Raw genomic sequence first — 14,564 nt, 5'->3', positions numbered from 1 at the left:
AAGCCGACGTAATACCGCCACATCACCATCATTGAGCGGCTTACCCAGCTTGTACCGGACATCAGCACACAGTCTGCCGCTTCGTGCGGGCAGGTACGCATGGAGGCTATGGTGCCGCACTTGTTGCACCAGAAGGTTCAGTCGTTCTTCAGCGGCTGGGTGATCAACGCGTCGTCAGCAATCTTGTCGAAAACGTAATAAGCGTCGAGCGGACCGTAGTAATCGCCAACACCCCACGCTTCACACTTTCCCTTCAAGACGTATAGCAAAGCCTTATGAATCAAATAGGGCTGGCACCCGCATTCGCACCGGCGCGCTTTCCACTTCAATCTCTGCAGGCAAGCTGCCCGCCGGGTCACCGTCTGCCTGGATTGGCTCATTCTGGTTTTCGCAACGGATATGCACCCGCTGGGCACGCAGGCTGGCCACGCCATCCACCCGCTCCATACGCCCGAATAACAAGGCGATCAGGCAGCGTAACAAGAACCGTACTCCCTGCTTCTGAAATAACAGCACTTGGACCTGCGGGCGCAGAATATTGGCTTCGCGGCTCAACACGAAACTGCCGCCATAGTGGCGGCCGTTGGTAATGATGGCCGAGAAACAATCCAGCGGCCGACCATCTACTTCCACCCGGTAGTGACTCTGGCCGTAACGGCCAATCTGGCCAAGCATGGATTGCACATAGGCCAGCTTGCCGAAGCGTTCTTTAATGCCTAGGTTCACTCCGTTTACCACCCAGGCATCGTAGCCGACCCCGCACATCATGAGAAACCGTCGGCCGTTCAAACGCGCCGGCGTCACCGATACACTTTTACCCTGCACCACCACCTGAGCGGCCTGTTCCGGCTTTTTCGGCAGTTCCAGCTCCTTGCCCAGCACATTGGCTGTACCGGTAGCGAAAACGCCCAGCGCGACGCCGGCGGCTAGCCCATTGAGCACTTCATTGGTGGTACCATCGCCGCCCACGGCCACCACGCAATCGCCCTGGTCTGCCAGCCCCTTGAGATAATCAGTAGCATCGTGGGGGCCTTTGGTATGGTACTGGCACACCGTCGCGCCCAGGCGCTCCAGTTCAGCCACAAATCGGTAAAGCAGCGCTTCCCTTCCGCCGCCGGCAGCCGGGTTATAAATCACAGTGACTTTCATCAGACAGGAAACCCTCGTACTACTCCCGGTTCAAGCCGGGTTATCGATATCAATAAAGGTATGCTCGATACCATAATGATCACTAAGCCACTGCCCTAGCGCCATGGCGCCATAACGCTCGGTGGCATGGTGACCACAGGCAAAATAGTGCATCCCGGTTTCCCGGGCAAAATGGGTGGTCGGTTCTGAAATTTCGCCACTCAGGTAAGCATCCACGCCCTTGCTCTGAGCCTTTTCGATAAACCCCTGGGCTCCGCCAGTGCACCAGCCGATGGTTTCAATTTCATCCCCAGGATCACCAATATGCAGTGGTGTACGCCCCAGCACCGCTTCCACATGGGCCGCGAATTCCGACGCGCTCATAGGGCTATCCAACCGCCCCACATTGCCGATAGGTCGAGGAGAGTCATCGAGCCCTCCCTCGGTGGTCAGACCCAACCGTCGAGCCAGCTGCGCATTGTTACCCAGCGTCGGATGGGCATCCAATGGCAAATGGTACGCAAACACGTTGATATCATGCCGTAGCAGGGTTTGCAGCCGCTGTTTCTTCATGCCTCGAATCTGCTGGCTTTCCCCTTTCCAGAAATAGCCATGATGCACCAGAATCGCATCCGCTTCTTCTACTATGGCAGCATCAATGAGTGCTTGGCAGGCCGTCACCCCGGATACCACACGGTGGATCTGCTCGCGGCCCTCCACCTGCAAACCATTAGGGCAGTAATCCTGAAAACAGTCCACCGCCAGTTCCTGGTCGAGCAGAGACAACATGTAATCGCGCTTGAGCATGGCACCTACCGGAAGGTCGGAAAGTATAAATATGGTCACAGAACCCGTGATCGTCGATCACCGCGCCAACCCGATCATCGGCTGCACGGTGTAAGCTAATCTATGACTATGTGCTGTCGAGAGCATAGCAATAGGGGGCGTGCGGCCGTTTGTAGCAGTCAGCGGGTGGTAGCAATCGCCCTTCACAGGTTCTACTATTGCGCGCAGTTTACCTATCTGACCCCACACTTGTCTCGCAGAGGCCCTTCACCAGGCTACTCACGAAAAGGGGAACCGCATAACGAGGGCATTACCGGTGATCAAACTGCTTCGTTTTCTGGCCGGCCCGGTGCTCACCGGCCTAGCCGTCGGCCTTGTCGCCCTCTGGTGGTACCAGTGGGGCCCAAACGCCGCACCGGCACAGCATGACACCGGCGTGGCCAGCTACGCTGGTGCGGTGAACCATGCGGCCCCAGCAGTGGTGAACATCTATACCACCCAGATTATTACCAATGAAGAGGTGGCCAAAGACCCCCTGTTCAATCGATTCATGGAACAGCCCCGCCGCGAACGCGCCCTGAGCAGCCTAGGCTCAGGGGTGATTGTCGATGATAGCGGCTATGTGCTGACCAGTTATCATGTGATACGCGATGCCGATGAAATTCTGGTGGCCTTGCGCGATGGCCGTGATGCTCCTGCCCGGGTGGTGGGCACAGACTCGGAAACGGACCTGGCACTGCTGCATATTGCTTTGGAAAACTTGCCCGAAGTGGAACTCAACGGCAATGGCCCGGTACAGGTCGGCGACGTGGTACTGGCCATCGGCAACCCGCTGGGCGTGGGCCAGACCGTCTCCATGGGCATTGTCAGCGCCACCGGCCGCAGCCATTTGGGGATCGCCACCTTCGAAAACTTTATCCAGACCGACGCGGCCATTAACCGAGGCAACTCCGGCGGTGCACTGATCGATACCCGCGGCCATTTGATCGGTATCAATACCGCCATCCTCTCCGCCGACGGTAGCTGGCAGGGCATCGGCTTTGCCACCCCTGCATCCATTGCCAGAGAAGTGATGGACGATTTGATTGACCACGGCCGAGTGATTCGCGGTTACTTGGGCGTCACCGTGCAGGATATGACGCCCTCGCTAGCTGAAAGCTTTGGCGTGGAAGACGTGCGCGGAGGCGTAGTAACCGAGGTGGTAGTCGATAGCCCTGCCCATAAAGGCGGCTTGCAGCCCGGTGATGTGCTAGTGGGTATCAACGGTGACATCATGGCCGATGGCTATGAAGCGATGAATCGGATCGCGGGTATGAAGCCTGATGACAAGGTGACGCTAGAGGTTATCCGTAACCGTCAGCCGGTATCCGTAGACGTGGTCATTGGTACCCGCCCACCAGCGGAAACCGATTAAAGAGTTGAAGGCTGAAATGCGCATAGACATAGCCTGTTCGTTTAGTGCCAACAGGTAACGCCAGCAGGCCGCGCTCAAACTTTTTAACGTTGGGCGCGGTCTGCTGGCTTAAAACGTAGCCTCTACACCCTTATCCGTTTCATTTTTCAACGTTGAACTTTCCTCACAAGCCCTCTACACCGCTCAGAATTGCATCTTCAGGGTAGCGAATTTCGAAACCTTGTTTGAGGCTTTCTTCGCCCCCGGCGGGCAAGGTGAACTGCCATCGTTGCAGTCCTTTCACGCCACTCACATCCTTGGCATCTGCGGCCTTGCCCTTGGCTGTGATAGTAATATTGTCGTTTCCGGCGACCGGAAGTCGATCCAACAAATTCACCGTCACGGCCTTATCGTAATGGGACGACAGAGTAATATTCTTCAACGCAGAGAGCGTGCTTTCTTTATTGATCAAGCCCACCTCTCCTTGCTGTGAGGGTTCGCGCACCACCGCAATCTGCAAGCGCGGATCATCACCGAAACTCATCTTCACGTGCTCGCCCTGCTTAATACTGTTGCCGCGGTAATAACGGGCCAAGCGTTGGCCATCACGCAACAGGGTAACGTGACCGGGCAACCAGGGCAGCGGGCTGGAGTTCTGCCACTCCCCCACCAGTAACACTGCCGGCTGCTGCCATAAGTAACTTTCGCGGGTCAAAGTTACCGGCAGCGCCGCCTGCTGATAAGGAAGCCGCGCGGTAGCGTCACCACTGGCCAGATTGAGCGGCGCTGAAAGCGGTACACGCATATCAAAACCGTGCGCCACAGGCGCTGCCACGGGCATCGCCTGGATACGCTGAGCCATATCTGTCTCATAGGCCGCAGATTCCGCCATTACGGAATGCAACGATGACTTACGCATCGCCGGCTGTGGTGTCGCCAGGCGTACCAGCCAAGGGTGCAGATCCGGGAGGGGGCGATAACCGGCGGGCACTAACCCTAGGGTGGCACTGACATTCTGCCAGTCCTCACCGGTACGGTTGTGAATCTGGGCAATGCCGGTCACCGCTACGGTCTCGTTGCCGCTATCCAGATCTACACGCAACTGATTCTGCCAACCGGCCTGGCCAGTAAAATAGGCAAGTTCCACCTGCGCGGTGGACTTGTTAGGAGCCGCCACGGTCAGTATCAACTGGCGGCTACGAGTCTGCCCCTGGCCCAGCAGCTGACGCTCCTGACGAAGGGCATCCAACTCCTGCTGCTGCCCATGCCGAATCTCCGCCCGCTGGTTGATAGCTGTTTGCCGTTGCGTCACCGCTTTGCCAATGGACTCCCAGGCGCTGGCCCATTTTTCTACCGGCACCTGGGCAAACACGGCCTGTCCTTGAGGTGCCTGGCCCATCAGGGATTGAAGGTGATTGATTTGCTGTTGATCAAGATCATCGGCTGCCTTGGCTTCGGCCATGGCCTGCTCCAGCTTGCGAATTGCCGCCTCCAACTCAGCCCGGTGAGCTGATACATCCACGTCCCCAACGGCAAACCCTTGCCGGATTGCCAGCAACTCAGCGCCGTTAACCGCCACTTGCAGACTATCCAGATCCAACTCAGGCAACCCCTTCACCACCAACTGGTGCTCACCGGCGGGCAAGGCCTGACTAAAAGTGCGAGTAAGATGCGCCTGAGCAGGAAACAACACGGCCTTATTCACCGGCGCGGTGACCGCAAAGTCGGCAGCGAAAAGAGAAAGCGGAATCAGGGCGCAAGTAAGCAGTAACACACGTTTCATTTTTAGGAGCCTTACCGTTGGGCGAATACCTGTTAGTACCGCAGGTAAGGGGAAAGGTTCAAGCAGGCGAGACTCTGCCAGCCTAAGCGACCGGGGTTGAGGCGTCTTCCCTGCTAAAAGCTCAAAAGCGAGTAAGCTGCAATGTTACTCCTTTACATAAAGAGGCCGCGCCCAAAGTTTGGGCACGGCCTCTTTATGTAATTTCAGCAAAAAATTACCCGGCGTTTTTCCACTTTGAAATCAACCCATCTAAAGCCACAATCAACGCCTGATTTTGCTCAGGCGTGCCAATAGTGATTCTCAGGTAGTCAGCGATACGCTCAGGCTTGCCAAAATGACGCACAATAATGCCTTGCTCGCGCAAACCCTGGGCCAGAGAGAGCCCACTATGCTGCTCGTGGCGAGTGAAAAGAAAGTTGGCCGCCGACGGCAAGCTCTCAAAACCTCGCTGCCCGAGCTGCTCGTTGAGCCACTCGCGCTGCATGATTACTTGCTCACAGCCTTTTTCGAACCACTCCTGATCTTTAAACGCGGCCACGCCAGCGGCAATGGCCAGACGATCCAACGGATAGGAATTGAAGCTGTCTTTAATCCGATTTAGCCCATCAATCAGCGCGCCATCACCAATCGCCAAGCCGATACGCAAACCCGCCAGAGAGCGGGATTTTGACAAAGTCTGAGTCACCAACAGGTTCGGGTAGCGGTTTACCAAAGCGATGGCCGTAGCGCCGCCCTGCCCTTGGGGGCCGGCAAAGTCGATATAGGCCTCATCGATAACCACCAGGGTTTGCGTATTCGCCTGCAACAAACGCTCAATTTCACTCAGCGGCAACAGCTTACCGGTGGGCGCATTAGGGTTAGGGAAGATGATGCCACCATTTGCGCGTGGCTTGTCGCCTTCTAGATAATCGTCCACCGCAATACCCAGAGCATCATCGAGCGGCACAGGCTGATAGTCGATTTGATACAGGCCGCAATAGACCTTGTAGAAACTATAGGTGATATCTGGGAAAAGTAGCGGCTGATGCTGTTTGAAAAAGCCCATGAACAAATGCGCCAGCACTTCGTCGGAGCCATTGCCAACGAACACCTGAGAACGCTTTATCCCATAGCCCAGGCCGGAATAATAGTCGGCGATGGCCTGCTTCAGCTGGCTGCTATCCGGGTCCGGATACAGCCGCAGCCGATCGTCCACTTCGCCCCGAATCGCCTCGATTACCTTCGGCGACGGACCCAGCGGGTGCTCGTTGGTATTTAACTTCACTAACTTGTCCATCTTCGGCTGCTCGCCGGGAACGTAAGGCTCCAAATGGTGAACGAAGTCGCTCCAATATTTACTCATACGTATTCCGCCTGCATGCATCAGGCAACACGCATCACCCGTGGAAACGTGATGCGTGAGGCGTGTTAGCGTTTCTTGATTCTATATTCCGCACTGCGGGCATGGGCCGTGAGGCTTTCGCCACGGGCAAGCGGAGAGGCAATTTTTGCAAGACTGCTAGCCCCTTCCGGGGAGCAGCCAATCAGCGAACTGCGTTTCTGAAAATCGTACACACCCAATGGCGAAGAAAAGCGGGCGGTGGCACTCGTAGGCAGCACGTGGTTCGGCCCGGCGCAGTAATCACCCAACGCTTCGGGAGTGTGGCGACCCAGAAAAATCGCACCGGCATGGCGAACTTTTTTCGCCCATTGCTCCGCGTCATCAATGGATAATTCCAGATGCTCAGAAGCAATGCGGTTGGCGATTTCGATGGCCTGATCCAGATCCTTCACCTGAATCAACGCCCCCCGGTGCTTCATGGACGTGCGAATAATGGTTTCCCGCTCCAGAGTCGCGGCCAAGGTTTCCATGGACTGCGCAACCTGCTTCAAAAAATCGGCGTCCGGTGACACCAAAATGGCCTGAGCTTCCTCATCATGCTCAGCCTGAGAAAACAGATCCATGGCAATCCAGTCCGGGTTGGTCTTGCCGTCACAGACCACCAAAATTTCCGAAGGGCCGGCAATCATGTCGATGCCTACTTTGCCAAACACCTGCCGTTTGGCTTCGGCCACATAGATATTGCCGGGGCCGACAATTTTATCCACCGCCGGCACCGTCTCTGTACCGTAGGCCAAAGCGGCCACCGCTTGCCCGCCGCCCAGAGTAAAGAGCTTGTCGACACCCGCAATAGCCGCCGCCGCCAGCACCATGTCATTGATGATGCCCTCTGGGGCAGGCGATACCATTATGATCTCGCCGACACCCGCCACCTTTGCCGGTAGCGCATTCATTAATACTGAGCTGGGGTACGCGGCTTTACCGCCGGGCACATAAATACCGGCCCGATCCAAAGGCGTCACCTGCTGGCCCAGCAAGGTGCCGTCCGCTTCCCGGTAGTGCCAGGAATCCTGTTTCTGCTTTTCATGGTAGCGACGCACACGATCAGCGGCCGCCTCCAGGGCTTCGCGTTGTTCAGCGGGAATACGCGCCAGCGCGGCCTGCAACTGAGCCTGATCCACTACCAGCTCATCCATGGCCGACACATCACGACGGTCAAAGCGGTTGGTGTACTCCACCAGTGCCACGTCGCCACGCTGGGCCACACCCTTGAGGATGCCGCGCACACGATGCGCCACCTCTTCGTCACGCTCTTCCGACCAGGCGGTTAGCGCGGCGAGCTTGGCATCGAAATCCGCATCTTGGGCGTTAAGCCAGGTGGTTTCCATGGTTGGCACCGTTTTAAAAGTCAGAATCTATTTTTACCACAGAGGGCTCAGGGTTCACGGAAAAAAAGCGACGCTTTTTCTATCGCAAAGATAAGCAAAACCTCTCGCTCAACATCACATCAAACAGGTATATTTTTAGCTGTTTACGCTATGCGATCTATGATGAAAGGCCTTTAACCTGCCTTGCGAGAGGCTACCGCCTCTACCAGCTTGTCCAAAATCGTTTGGATATCACTATGGCGAGTTTTCATGCTGGCGCGATTAACAATCACCCGGGTAGAAATATGGGCAATTAGCTCTGTGGGTTCTAGCCCATTAGCACGCAACGTGTTGCCGGTATCAACGATATCCACAATGCGGTCCGCCAGCCCCACTAACGGGGCCAGTTCCATCGCGCCGTATAGCTTAATCACTTCCGCCTGCTTGCCCTGCTGGGCGTAGTAGGCTTTGGCCACGTTTACAAATTTAGTGGCTACGCGCAGCCGGCTACCGGTTTCCGGAGCATCCTTCATAGCTGCCACCATCAATTTGCAGCGAGCAATATCCAGATCCACTGGCTCAAACACCCCGTCACCGCCATGCTCCATGAGCACGTCTTTTCCGGCCACACCAATATCCGCCGCACCATGCTGCACATAGGGGGGGACGTCCGTGGCGCGAATGATGATAATTTTTACATCGTCTCGGGTGGTGTCAAAAATCAGCTTGCGCGACGCTGCCGGGTCTTCCAGCAGCTCAATGCCTGCGGCTTTCAGCAGCGGCAGGGTTTCCTTGAGAATGCGCCCTTTAGAAAGGGCGATGGTCAATGGCTTACTCATCACAGGTCCCGATCCGGTCAGCGTGGTACGCGACGGATGATCGCGCCCAGCGATTGCAGTTTCTCTTCGATACACTCATAACCGCGATCAATATGGTAAATACGGTCCACGGTGGTTTCACCGGACGCGGCCAATGCCGCAATAACCAGTGAAGCAGAGGCGCGCAAATCCGTGGCCATCACCGGTGCTCCAGTGAGTTGCTCCACGCCACGGCAAATAGCCGTATTGCCTTGCACCTCGATATCCGCGCCCATGCGGTTCATTTCCTGCACGTGCATAAAACGATTTTCAAAAATGGTTTCAACAATAGTACCGGTGCCTTCGGCCACTAGATTCAGGGCCATGAACTGGGCCTGCATGTCAGTGGGCATGGCCGGGTATGGGGCTGTGCGCAACGACACCGCCTTCGGGCGACGGCCTTGCATATCCAGCTCAATCCAATCGTCACCGGTAGTAATCTTCGCACCAGCTTCTTCCAGTTTCTGCAGTACGGCATCAAGGGTACCCGGCACCGTGTCTTTAGTCTTAATGCGCCCACCAGTAATGGCCGCGGCAATCAGGTAGGTACCGGTTTCGATGCGATCGGCAATCACCTGATGATGACATCCGGTCAGGCGTTCCACCCCTTCGATGGTAATGGTATCGGTGCCGGCACCGCTGATCTTGCCGCCCATGGCATTGATGAAATCGGCCAGATCCACCACTTCAGGCTCACGGGCTGCGTTTTCAAGATAGGTAGTCCCTTCGGCCAGCGCCGCGGCCATCATCAAGTTTTCGGTACCAGTTACGGTGACCACATCCATGACGATGCGTGCTCCTTTGAGCCGGCCATCCACAGAAGCATTCACATAACCGTTAGTCACCTCGATATCCGCGCCCATGGCCTCCAAGCCACGCAGGTGAATATCCACCGGCCGCGAGCCAATAGCACAACCGCCGGGCAGCGATACCGATGCTTTACCAAAATGCGCAACCATGGGACCCAGCACCAGAATCGAGGCACGCATGGTTTTCACCAGCTCATAGGGGGCCGTCAATTCCTTGATGGTGGTGGCGTTCACTTCCACGTTCATGCGGTCATCGATCACCACATGGACACCCATCCGGCCCAACAATTCGATCAGGGTGGTCACGTCCTGCAAATGCGGCAGGTTGCCCACCGTTACCGGCTCGTCAGCCAACAAAGTGGCTGCCAGAATCGGCAGCGCCGCATTCTTGGCCCCAGAAATGCGAATGTCGCCGTCCAACCGCTGGCCACCGGTGATGATCAATTTATCCATGAACTGTCTCTAATGGTTTCTTTCTTCCAACCCGTTCAGCCAAAGGCCGGGGTCAGGACAGGCCCTGATTCTGGGCTTTTTCCCACTCCGCCGGAGTAAAAGTAATGATCTGCACGGCATGGATAGTGTTACTTTTAATCTGCTCGTCGATGGTGGCATACACCATCTGCTGCCGCTTTACCGGCATCAAGCCACTAAAGGCCTCCGACACCACGCGAATCTGGAACCGGTCACCGCCGCCTTCCACTGCCACGTCGGCACTCTCAAAACCAGCTTCTACCAGCGTGATTACGTCTTCCGGATTCATCTTTACTCCTCATCAGGGCCTTCGCCAGGCCCAAACAGCATTGGAGCGGCCCGGGGCCGCTCCATCAAAATTGTTATCAAGGGCGCAATAATACGCGAGCGCGTTGCCCCTTACCACGGCGGCACCGTCCCCAACACCATCCACGGCCCCAGCGCAGCAAGATTATTTACCCTGCTAGCCTTCTTCTTTTAGGCCCGCATCAATTTTGGCATCCGCAGACCAGTTATCGACCACTTTGTCGATATCATTGTACTGTTGCATGCCTTGGGCGAACTGGCTTTTGAAAGTGTCTCGCAGATCCAGACCATTCACGTACACATTGATTACCCTCCACTGATCATCACGCAAGAATAGGGTGTAGTAGATGGGCACCACCTGGCCGGAGTTAGTCTTCACTTCCATGCGCACTCGGGCGTAATCGCCTTTACGATCGCCATCCTGCATTGGCAAGATGTCGATTTTCTGTCCGTCATACAGGGTAATGCCGGACGCATAGGTGTTGATTAAGCTGTTTTTGAAGACATCCAAAAACCGGTATTTCTGCTCCTTGCTAGACGGCCCAAAGTAATCGCCCATGACCATGCGGGTGATGCGCTTGAAATCCACCAGATCCGCCAGCTCTTCACGCACCAGCTCTTTGGCCCTATCCGGATCGGCTTTCAACGTCTCTCGCTCCGCCTCAACACGAGACGTCATGCGCTCCACTGCATCCGCCACCACCTGGCGAGGATCACTCTGGGCCTGGACCAGTGCTGCCATTGCGGTCAGCATGACCACCAACCCGACGCGAAGCCAGGCGGCCATATACCATTGTAAATGCATAGATTACTCCCTATTTAGTCTTCGGCGGTTTTACGGTGTTCTTTACCTGCTGTCCAGTGATCAACAACCGCAACACACTGAACCTCAGTGCTTTTATTGGAGTCACAGAGTGCAAGGCGGTTCCCTTCAACGCGATCGAGTTACCGATTACGGGTCAACGTGGAGGCCACAACACGTGTATAATCGCCGCCAATATCAAGGAGAGCGCATGAGCCACAACCACATCAGCGTTGGCCAACGGGTACTAGAAATCGAAGCCCGGGCCGTGGATGCTCTGAAAGACAGCCTGGACACCAGCTTTTGCGCCGCCTGCGACCTGATGCTGAACGCCAAAGGCCGCGTCATCGTCACCGGCATGGGCAAAAGCGGGCACGTAGGCAGCAAGCTAGCCGCCACCCTTGCCAGCACCGGCACCCCCTCTTTTTTTGTTCACCCTGGCGAAGCCTCCCATGGTGATTTGGGCATGATTACCGCTGACGACGTGGTACTGGCACTGTCCAACTCCGGCGAAACCGCCGAAGTGCTGGCCATATTACCGGTCATCAAACGTAAGGGCACCGCCTTGGTCGGCATGACCGGGCGCCCACAATCTGCATTAGCGCAACTGTCAGATGTACATCTGACCGTGGCCGTAGCGGAAGAGGCCTGCCCCCATAATCTGGCACCGACTTCTTCGACCACCGCCGCGCTGGCCATGGGCGATGCCTTGGCTATTGCCCTGTTAGAAGCCCGCGGCTTCACACCGGAAGACTTTGCCCTCAGCCATCCCGGAGGCAGCCTAGGCCGGCGCCTGCTATTGAAAGTGGATGACATCATGCACACTGGTGAGCAGCTTCCCGTGGTCAGCACTACCACCTCGCTTAGCGAAGCCCTACTGGAAATGACCCATAAAGGCCTGGGGATGACCGCCATCACCCACACAGACGGCACTCTAGCCGGCATTTTTACTGATGGTGACTTGCGCCGCATCCTCGACCGGGACATCGATATTCGAAAAGCCACCATTGCCGAGGTTATGGTTTCTGATCCAATCACCATTGCCCAAGGTCATCTAGCCGCTGAAGCTTTACAAATCATGGAAAACCGCAAGATTAACGGCTTAATGGTTTGTGACAGTGATGGCAAACCGCTCGGCGCTTTCAACATGCAAGACCTACTGCGCGCGGGAGTAGTGTAAATGGCCATGCAACTGCCCCCTATAGATGTCCAGAACTTGCGCTTGATGGCGTTTGACGTGGATGGTGTGATGACCGATGGCCGTCTGCTGTTTGGCCCCAACGGCGAAGAGCTGAAAGTTTTCAATACCCTGGATGGCCACGGCCTGAAAAAGCTGGCGGCCAGCGGCGTCACCCTAGCTATCATTACCGGGCGCAACTCGCCCATGGTGGCCAAACGCGCAGCGGACCTGGGCATCAAGCATGTTATTCAAGGCCGCGAAGACAAGGGCGTCGCCTTGGAAGCTCTGGCTGACTCGCTGAACATGCGCGCCAGTGAAACCGGCTACGCTGGTGACGACGAACCTGACGTTAGTGCCTTGCTCTGGGCGCAACTGAGTTTTGCCCCAAACAACGCCCACGACTGCGCCAAAAATGCGGCAAATCACATCACTGTCCGTCGCGGTGGAGAGGGTGCGGTACGGGAAATCTGTGACGCCATTCTTGCCCTGCGGAGCCCGGCATGAAACGTCAGGGGCTATTAAGTGCCACCGGCATTCTGCTGCTGGGGCTGGTGATGCTGATGACCCTGCACGAGTGGGACAGCGCTCTGCCTGGCCAAGACAATGCGGTGGCTATGGCACCGGCAATCATTGCTGACCAGGTTAGCGCGCGAGCCTTCAGCGAAAAAGATGGTAGCCTGCAGTACCACTTAACTGCGGACAGTTTAGTGCAGTTCGACCACAATCCGCTCACCAAGATGCAAGCCCCAGTACTGATCATGGCCAACGACAAAGGCAGCTGGACCATCACTAGCGAGCAAGGCATCGTGCAAGAAGACGGCGACCTGATCTCTTTTCTTGGCAAGGTCAATGTGAATAATCCGATCCAGAAAATGACCGTGAATACAGAAGAACTGCATTTCAACAGCGACACTAACATCGCCACCACCCCCGGCGACGTAGAAATGCGGTTTGACTCCGGCCAGACCCGTGCTGGCGCCCTGGAAGCAGATCTCAACAAGGGCGTTCTGGAACTAAAACAAGGAGTAAAGAGTGAATTTGAAGCACCGGCTTCATAGCACCTGCAATCTCGCCGTACTGGCATTGCTTATAGCTTTCCCCTTGGGCGTTCAGGCCGCCCCCATGGAAGGCACGATCCAGGTCACGGCAGACAACGGTCGTTTCGAGCAGAGTGCCGGCAGCGGCGTGTACAGCGGCAACGTGGAACTGATTCAAGGCAAGCGCAAACTGTTTGCCGATGAAATGCGCATGTTCACCCAAAATAGCGAGCTGGTTCGGGTGGAAGCTACCGGCACCCCGGTGCGCATGGAAGAGGGTGAAGGCCTTAACGCCCACGCTGAAAATCTGGTTTACAATATTAAAGCTCGCACCTTGGTCCTGACCGGCGATGCCTACATCGAACACCAGGGCAACACTTTCGAGGGCGCCAAGGTAGAATACAGCCTAGACTCCAAGCGAGTGGACGCCAGCAGTGAAGGTGACCAACGGGTGCGGCTGGTAATCCCCGCCGAAAACCAGACAACCAATGCCCCTGTCGACGCGAATATTGAAGCGAATAACAGCAACCCAAACGACACCCAAAGTGAAGGCAGCGACAGCGCATCACCTAAGGCGGAGCCCAACACACCATGAGCCATTTACGCGCCCATCACCTAGCAAAAAGCTACAAGGGTCGCCGGGTTATCGAAGACGTTTCCCTGGATGTAGAAGCCGGCCAAATTGTCGGGCTACTGGGGCCCAATGGGGCCGGCAAAACCACCTGCTTCTACATGATTGTTGGGCTAGTGGAGGCCGATGCCGGTCGCATTGAAATCAACGACACGGACATTACCCACCTGCCTATGCACGGTCGCGCCCAGCGGGGGATTGGCTACCTGCCTCAAGAAGCCAGTATCTTTCGCCGTCTAACGGTGGAAGAGAACATCATGGCCATCCTAGAAACCCGCAAGGAGCTTAGCAAAGCAGAACGCCACGAGCGCATGGAAGGCCTGCTCAAGGAATTCCACATCGGGCACATCCGCGATTCGCTGGGGATGAGCCTGTCCGGCGGCGAGCGCCGCCGCGCGGAAATCGCCCGAGGCTTGGCCACAGACCCTGACTTCATTCTGCTGGACGAACCTTTTGCTGGCGTTGACCCCATCTCGGTTAACGACATCAAAGGCATCATTCGCCACCTCAAAGAACGCGGCATCGGCGTCTTAATCACCGACCACAATGTACGCGAGACCCTGGATATCTGTGACACCGCTTATATCGTCAGCGCTGGCCACATCATCGCCTCCGGTGACGCGGATATTATCCTTGCCAACCAACAAGTGCGAGACGTCTATCTGGGCGCCGATTTCAGACTATAAGGTCCGC

Annotated in this window: 15 protein-coding genes; 6 read left to right on the top strand and 9 right to left on the bottom strand. The window is 56.2% G+C overall.

Annotated elements, in window-relative coordinates; translation table 11 throughout:
- Window positions 1-273: 273 nt before the first annotated feature.
- The gene (locus ABO_RS02940) at window positions 274-1,149 is read right to left on the bottom strand and encodes a diacylglycerol/lipid kinase family protein (RefSeq protein ID WP_011587853.1); all 876 of its coding nucleotides are present in this window, start codon (window positions 1,147-1,149) and stop codon (window positions 274-276) included.
- Window positions 1,150-1,179: 30 nt separating this feature from the next.
- On the bottom strand, window positions 1,180-1,935 hold the full coding sequence (locus tag ABO_RS02935) for a Nif3-like dinuclear metal center hexameric protein (protein ID WP_035460604.1): 756 nt from the start codon (window positions 1,933-1,935) through the stop codon (window positions 1,180-1,182).
- A 295-nt stretch (window positions 1,936-2,230) separates the two neighbouring features.
- On the opposite strand from ABO_RS02935, the gene ABO_RS02930 reads away from it, so the two are divergent.
- Window positions 2,231-3,328: a trypsin-like peptidase domain-containing protein gene (locus ABO_RS02930; protein WP_011587851.1), complete on the top strand. Its 1,098-nt coding sequence runs from the start codon at window positions 2,231-2,233 to the stop codon at window positions 3,326-3,328.
- Between the two features lie 163 nt (window positions 3,329-3,491).
- Here ABO_RS02930 and ABO_RS02925 read toward each other — a convergent pair whose 3' ends face one another.
- From ABO_RS02925 to ABO_RS02895, 7 genes are all read right to left on the bottom strand, one after another.
- On the bottom strand, window positions 3,492-5,090 hold the full coding sequence (locus tag ABO_RS02925) for a DUF4139 domain-containing protein (protein ID WP_011587850.1): 1,599 nt from the start codon (window positions 5,088-5,090) through the stop codon (window positions 3,492-3,494).
- A gap of 214 nt (window positions 5,091-5,304) precedes the next feature.
- Entirely contained in the window at window positions 5,305-6,432 is a 1,128-nt protein-coding gene (gene hisC / locus ABO_RS02920) for a histidinol-phosphate transaminase (protein WP_011587849.1), read from the bottom strand.
- Window positions 6,433-6,497: 65 nt separating this feature from the next.
- On the bottom strand, window positions 6,498-7,799 hold the full coding sequence (hisD, locus tag ABO_RS02915; protein ID WP_011587848.1) for a histidinol dehydrogenase: 1,302 nt from the start codon (window positions 7,797-7,799) through the stop codon (window positions 6,498-6,500).
- A 173-nt stretch (window positions 7,800-7,972) separates the two neighbouring features.
- Window positions 7,973-8,617 carry an ATP phosphoribosyltransferase gene (gene hisG, locus ABO_RS02910; protein ID WP_011587847.1) on the bottom strand — a complete coding sequence of 215 codons (645 nt, stop codon included), beginning with the start codon at window positions 8,615-8,617 and terminating at the stop codon, window positions 7,973-7,975.
- A gap of 17 nt (window positions 8,618-8,634) precedes the next feature.
- Window positions 8,635-9,897 (bottom strand): UDP-N-acetylglucosamine 1-carboxyvinyltransferase, encoded by a 1,263-nt coding sequence (gene murA, locus ABO_RS02905; protein WP_011587846.1) that lies wholly within the window; start codon window positions 9,895-9,897, stop codon window positions 8,635-8,637.
- 52 nt (window positions 9,898-9,949) lie between these two features.
- Window positions 9,950-10,204, bottom strand: a complete 255-nt coding sequence (locus ABO_RS02900; RefSeq protein WP_011587845.1) for a BolA family protein — start codon at window positions 10,202-10,204, stop codon at window positions 9,950-9,952.
- Between the two features lie 174 nt (window positions 10,205-10,378).
- On the bottom strand, window positions 10,379-11,026 hold the full coding sequence (locus ABO_RS02895) for an MlaC/ttg2D family ABC transporter substrate-binding protein (protein WP_011587844.1): 648 nt from the start codon (window positions 11,024-11,026) through the stop codon (window positions 10,379-10,381).
- 208 nt (window positions 11,027-11,234) lie between these two features.
- Between ABO_RS02895 and ABO_RS02890 the strand changes: the two genes are divergently transcribed.
- The 5 genes from ABO_RS02890 to lptB are packed head-to-tail and all read left to right on the top strand — an operon-like array spanning window position 11,235 to window position 14,557.
- Window positions 11,235-12,203: a KpsF/GutQ family sugar-phosphate isomerase gene (locus tag ABO_RS02890; protein ID WP_011587843.1), complete on the top strand. Its 969-nt coding sequence runs from the start codon at window positions 11,235-11,237 to the stop codon at window positions 12,201-12,203.
- A complete protein-coding gene (locus ABO_RS02885) occupies window positions 12,204-12,707 on the top strand; it encodes a KdsC family phosphatase (RefSeq protein ID WP_011587842.1) in 504 nt (167 codons plus the stop codon). It begins immediately after the preceding gene.
- Window positions 12,704-13,261 (top strand): LPS export ABC transporter periplasmic protein LptC, encoded by a 558-nt coding sequence (lptC, locus tag ABO_RS02880; RefSeq protein WP_011587841.1) that lies wholly within the window; start codon window positions 12,704-12,706, stop codon window positions 13,259-13,261. The genes ABO_RS02885 and lptC overlap by 4 nt, the downstream gene beginning before the upstream one ends.
- Window positions 13,236-13,835, top strand: coding sequence for a lipopolysaccharide transport periplasmic protein LptA (gene lptA / locus ABO_RS02875; protein WP_011587840.1), 600 nt, complete (start codon window positions 13,236-13,238; stop codon window positions 13,833-13,835). The genes lptC and lptA overlap by 26 nt, the downstream gene beginning before the upstream one ends.
- Window positions 13,832-14,557 (top strand): LPS export ABC transporter ATP-binding protein, encoded by a 726-nt coding sequence (lptB, locus tag ABO_RS02870; RefSeq protein ID WP_011587839.1) that lies wholly within the window; start codon window positions 13,832-13,834, stop codon window positions 14,555-14,557. Before lptA ends, lptB begins: the two co-directional genes overlap by 4 nt.
- Window positions 14,558-14,564 lie beyond the last annotated feature (7 nt).

This window comes from Alcanivorax borkumensis SK2 (assembly GCF_000009365.1).
GTDB lineage: Bacteria > Pseudomonadota > Gammaproteobacteria > Pseudomonadales > Alcanivoracaceae > Alcanivorax > Alcanivorax borkumensis.
This window is presented reverse-complemented; position numbering and strand designations above follow the sequence as displayed.

What these genes read in the sequence shown, in the direction of transcription:
- ABO_RS02940 (WP_011587853.1), bottom strand. Translation starts at nt 1,149, where the DNA reads ATGAAAGTCACTGTGATTTATAACCCGGCTGCCGGCGGCGGAAGGGAA.
- ABO_RS02935 (WP_035460604.1), bottom strand. Translation starts at nt 1,935, where the DNA reads ATGCTCAAGCGCGATTACATGTTGTCTCTGCTCGACCAGGAACTGGCG.
- ABO_RS02925 (WP_011587850.1), bottom strand. Translation starts at nt 5,090, where the DNA reads ATGAAACGTGTGTTACTGCTTACTTGCGCCCTGATTCCGCTTTCTCTT.
- hisC (WP_011587849.1), bottom strand. Translation starts at nt 6,432, where the DNA reads ATGAGTAAATATTGGAGCGACTTCGTTCACCATTTGGAGCCTTACGTT.
- hisD (WP_011587848.1), bottom strand. Translation starts at nt 7,799, where the DNA reads ATGGAAACCACCTGGCTTAACGCCCAAGATGCGGATTTCGATGCCAAG.
- hisG (WP_011587847.1), bottom strand. Translation starts at nt 8,617, where the DNA reads ATGAGTAAGCCATTGACCATCGCCCTTTCTAAAGGGCGCATTCTCAAG.
- murA (WP_011587846.1), bottom strand. Translation starts at nt 9,897, where the DNA reads ATGGATAAATTGATCATCACCGGTGGCCAGCGGTTGGACGGCGACATT.
- ABO_RS02900 (WP_011587845.1), bottom strand. Translation starts at nt 10,204, where the DNA reads ATGAATCCGGAAGACGTAATCACGCTGGTAGAAGCTGGTTTTGAGAGT.
- ABO_RS02895 (WP_011587844.1), bottom strand. Translation starts at nt 11,026, where the DNA reads ATGCATTTACAATGGTATATGGCCGCCTGGCTTCGCGTCGGGTTGGTG.
- ABO_RS02890 (WP_011587843.1), top strand. Translation starts at nt 11,235, where the DNA reads ATGAGCCACAACCACATCAGCGTTGGCCAACGGGTACTAGAAATCGAA.
- ABO_RS02885 (WP_011587842.1), top strand. Translation starts at nt 12,204, where the DNA reads ATGGCCATGCAACTGCCCCCTATAGATGTCCAGAACTTGCGCTTGATG.
- lptC (WP_011587841.1), top strand. Translation starts at nt 12,704, where the DNA reads ATGAAACGTCAGGGGCTATTAAGTGCCACCGGCATTCTGCTGCTGGGG.
- lptB (WP_011587839.1), top strand. Translation starts at nt 13,832, where the DNA reads ATGAGCCATTTACGCGCCCATCACCTAGCAAAAAGCTACAAGGGTCGC.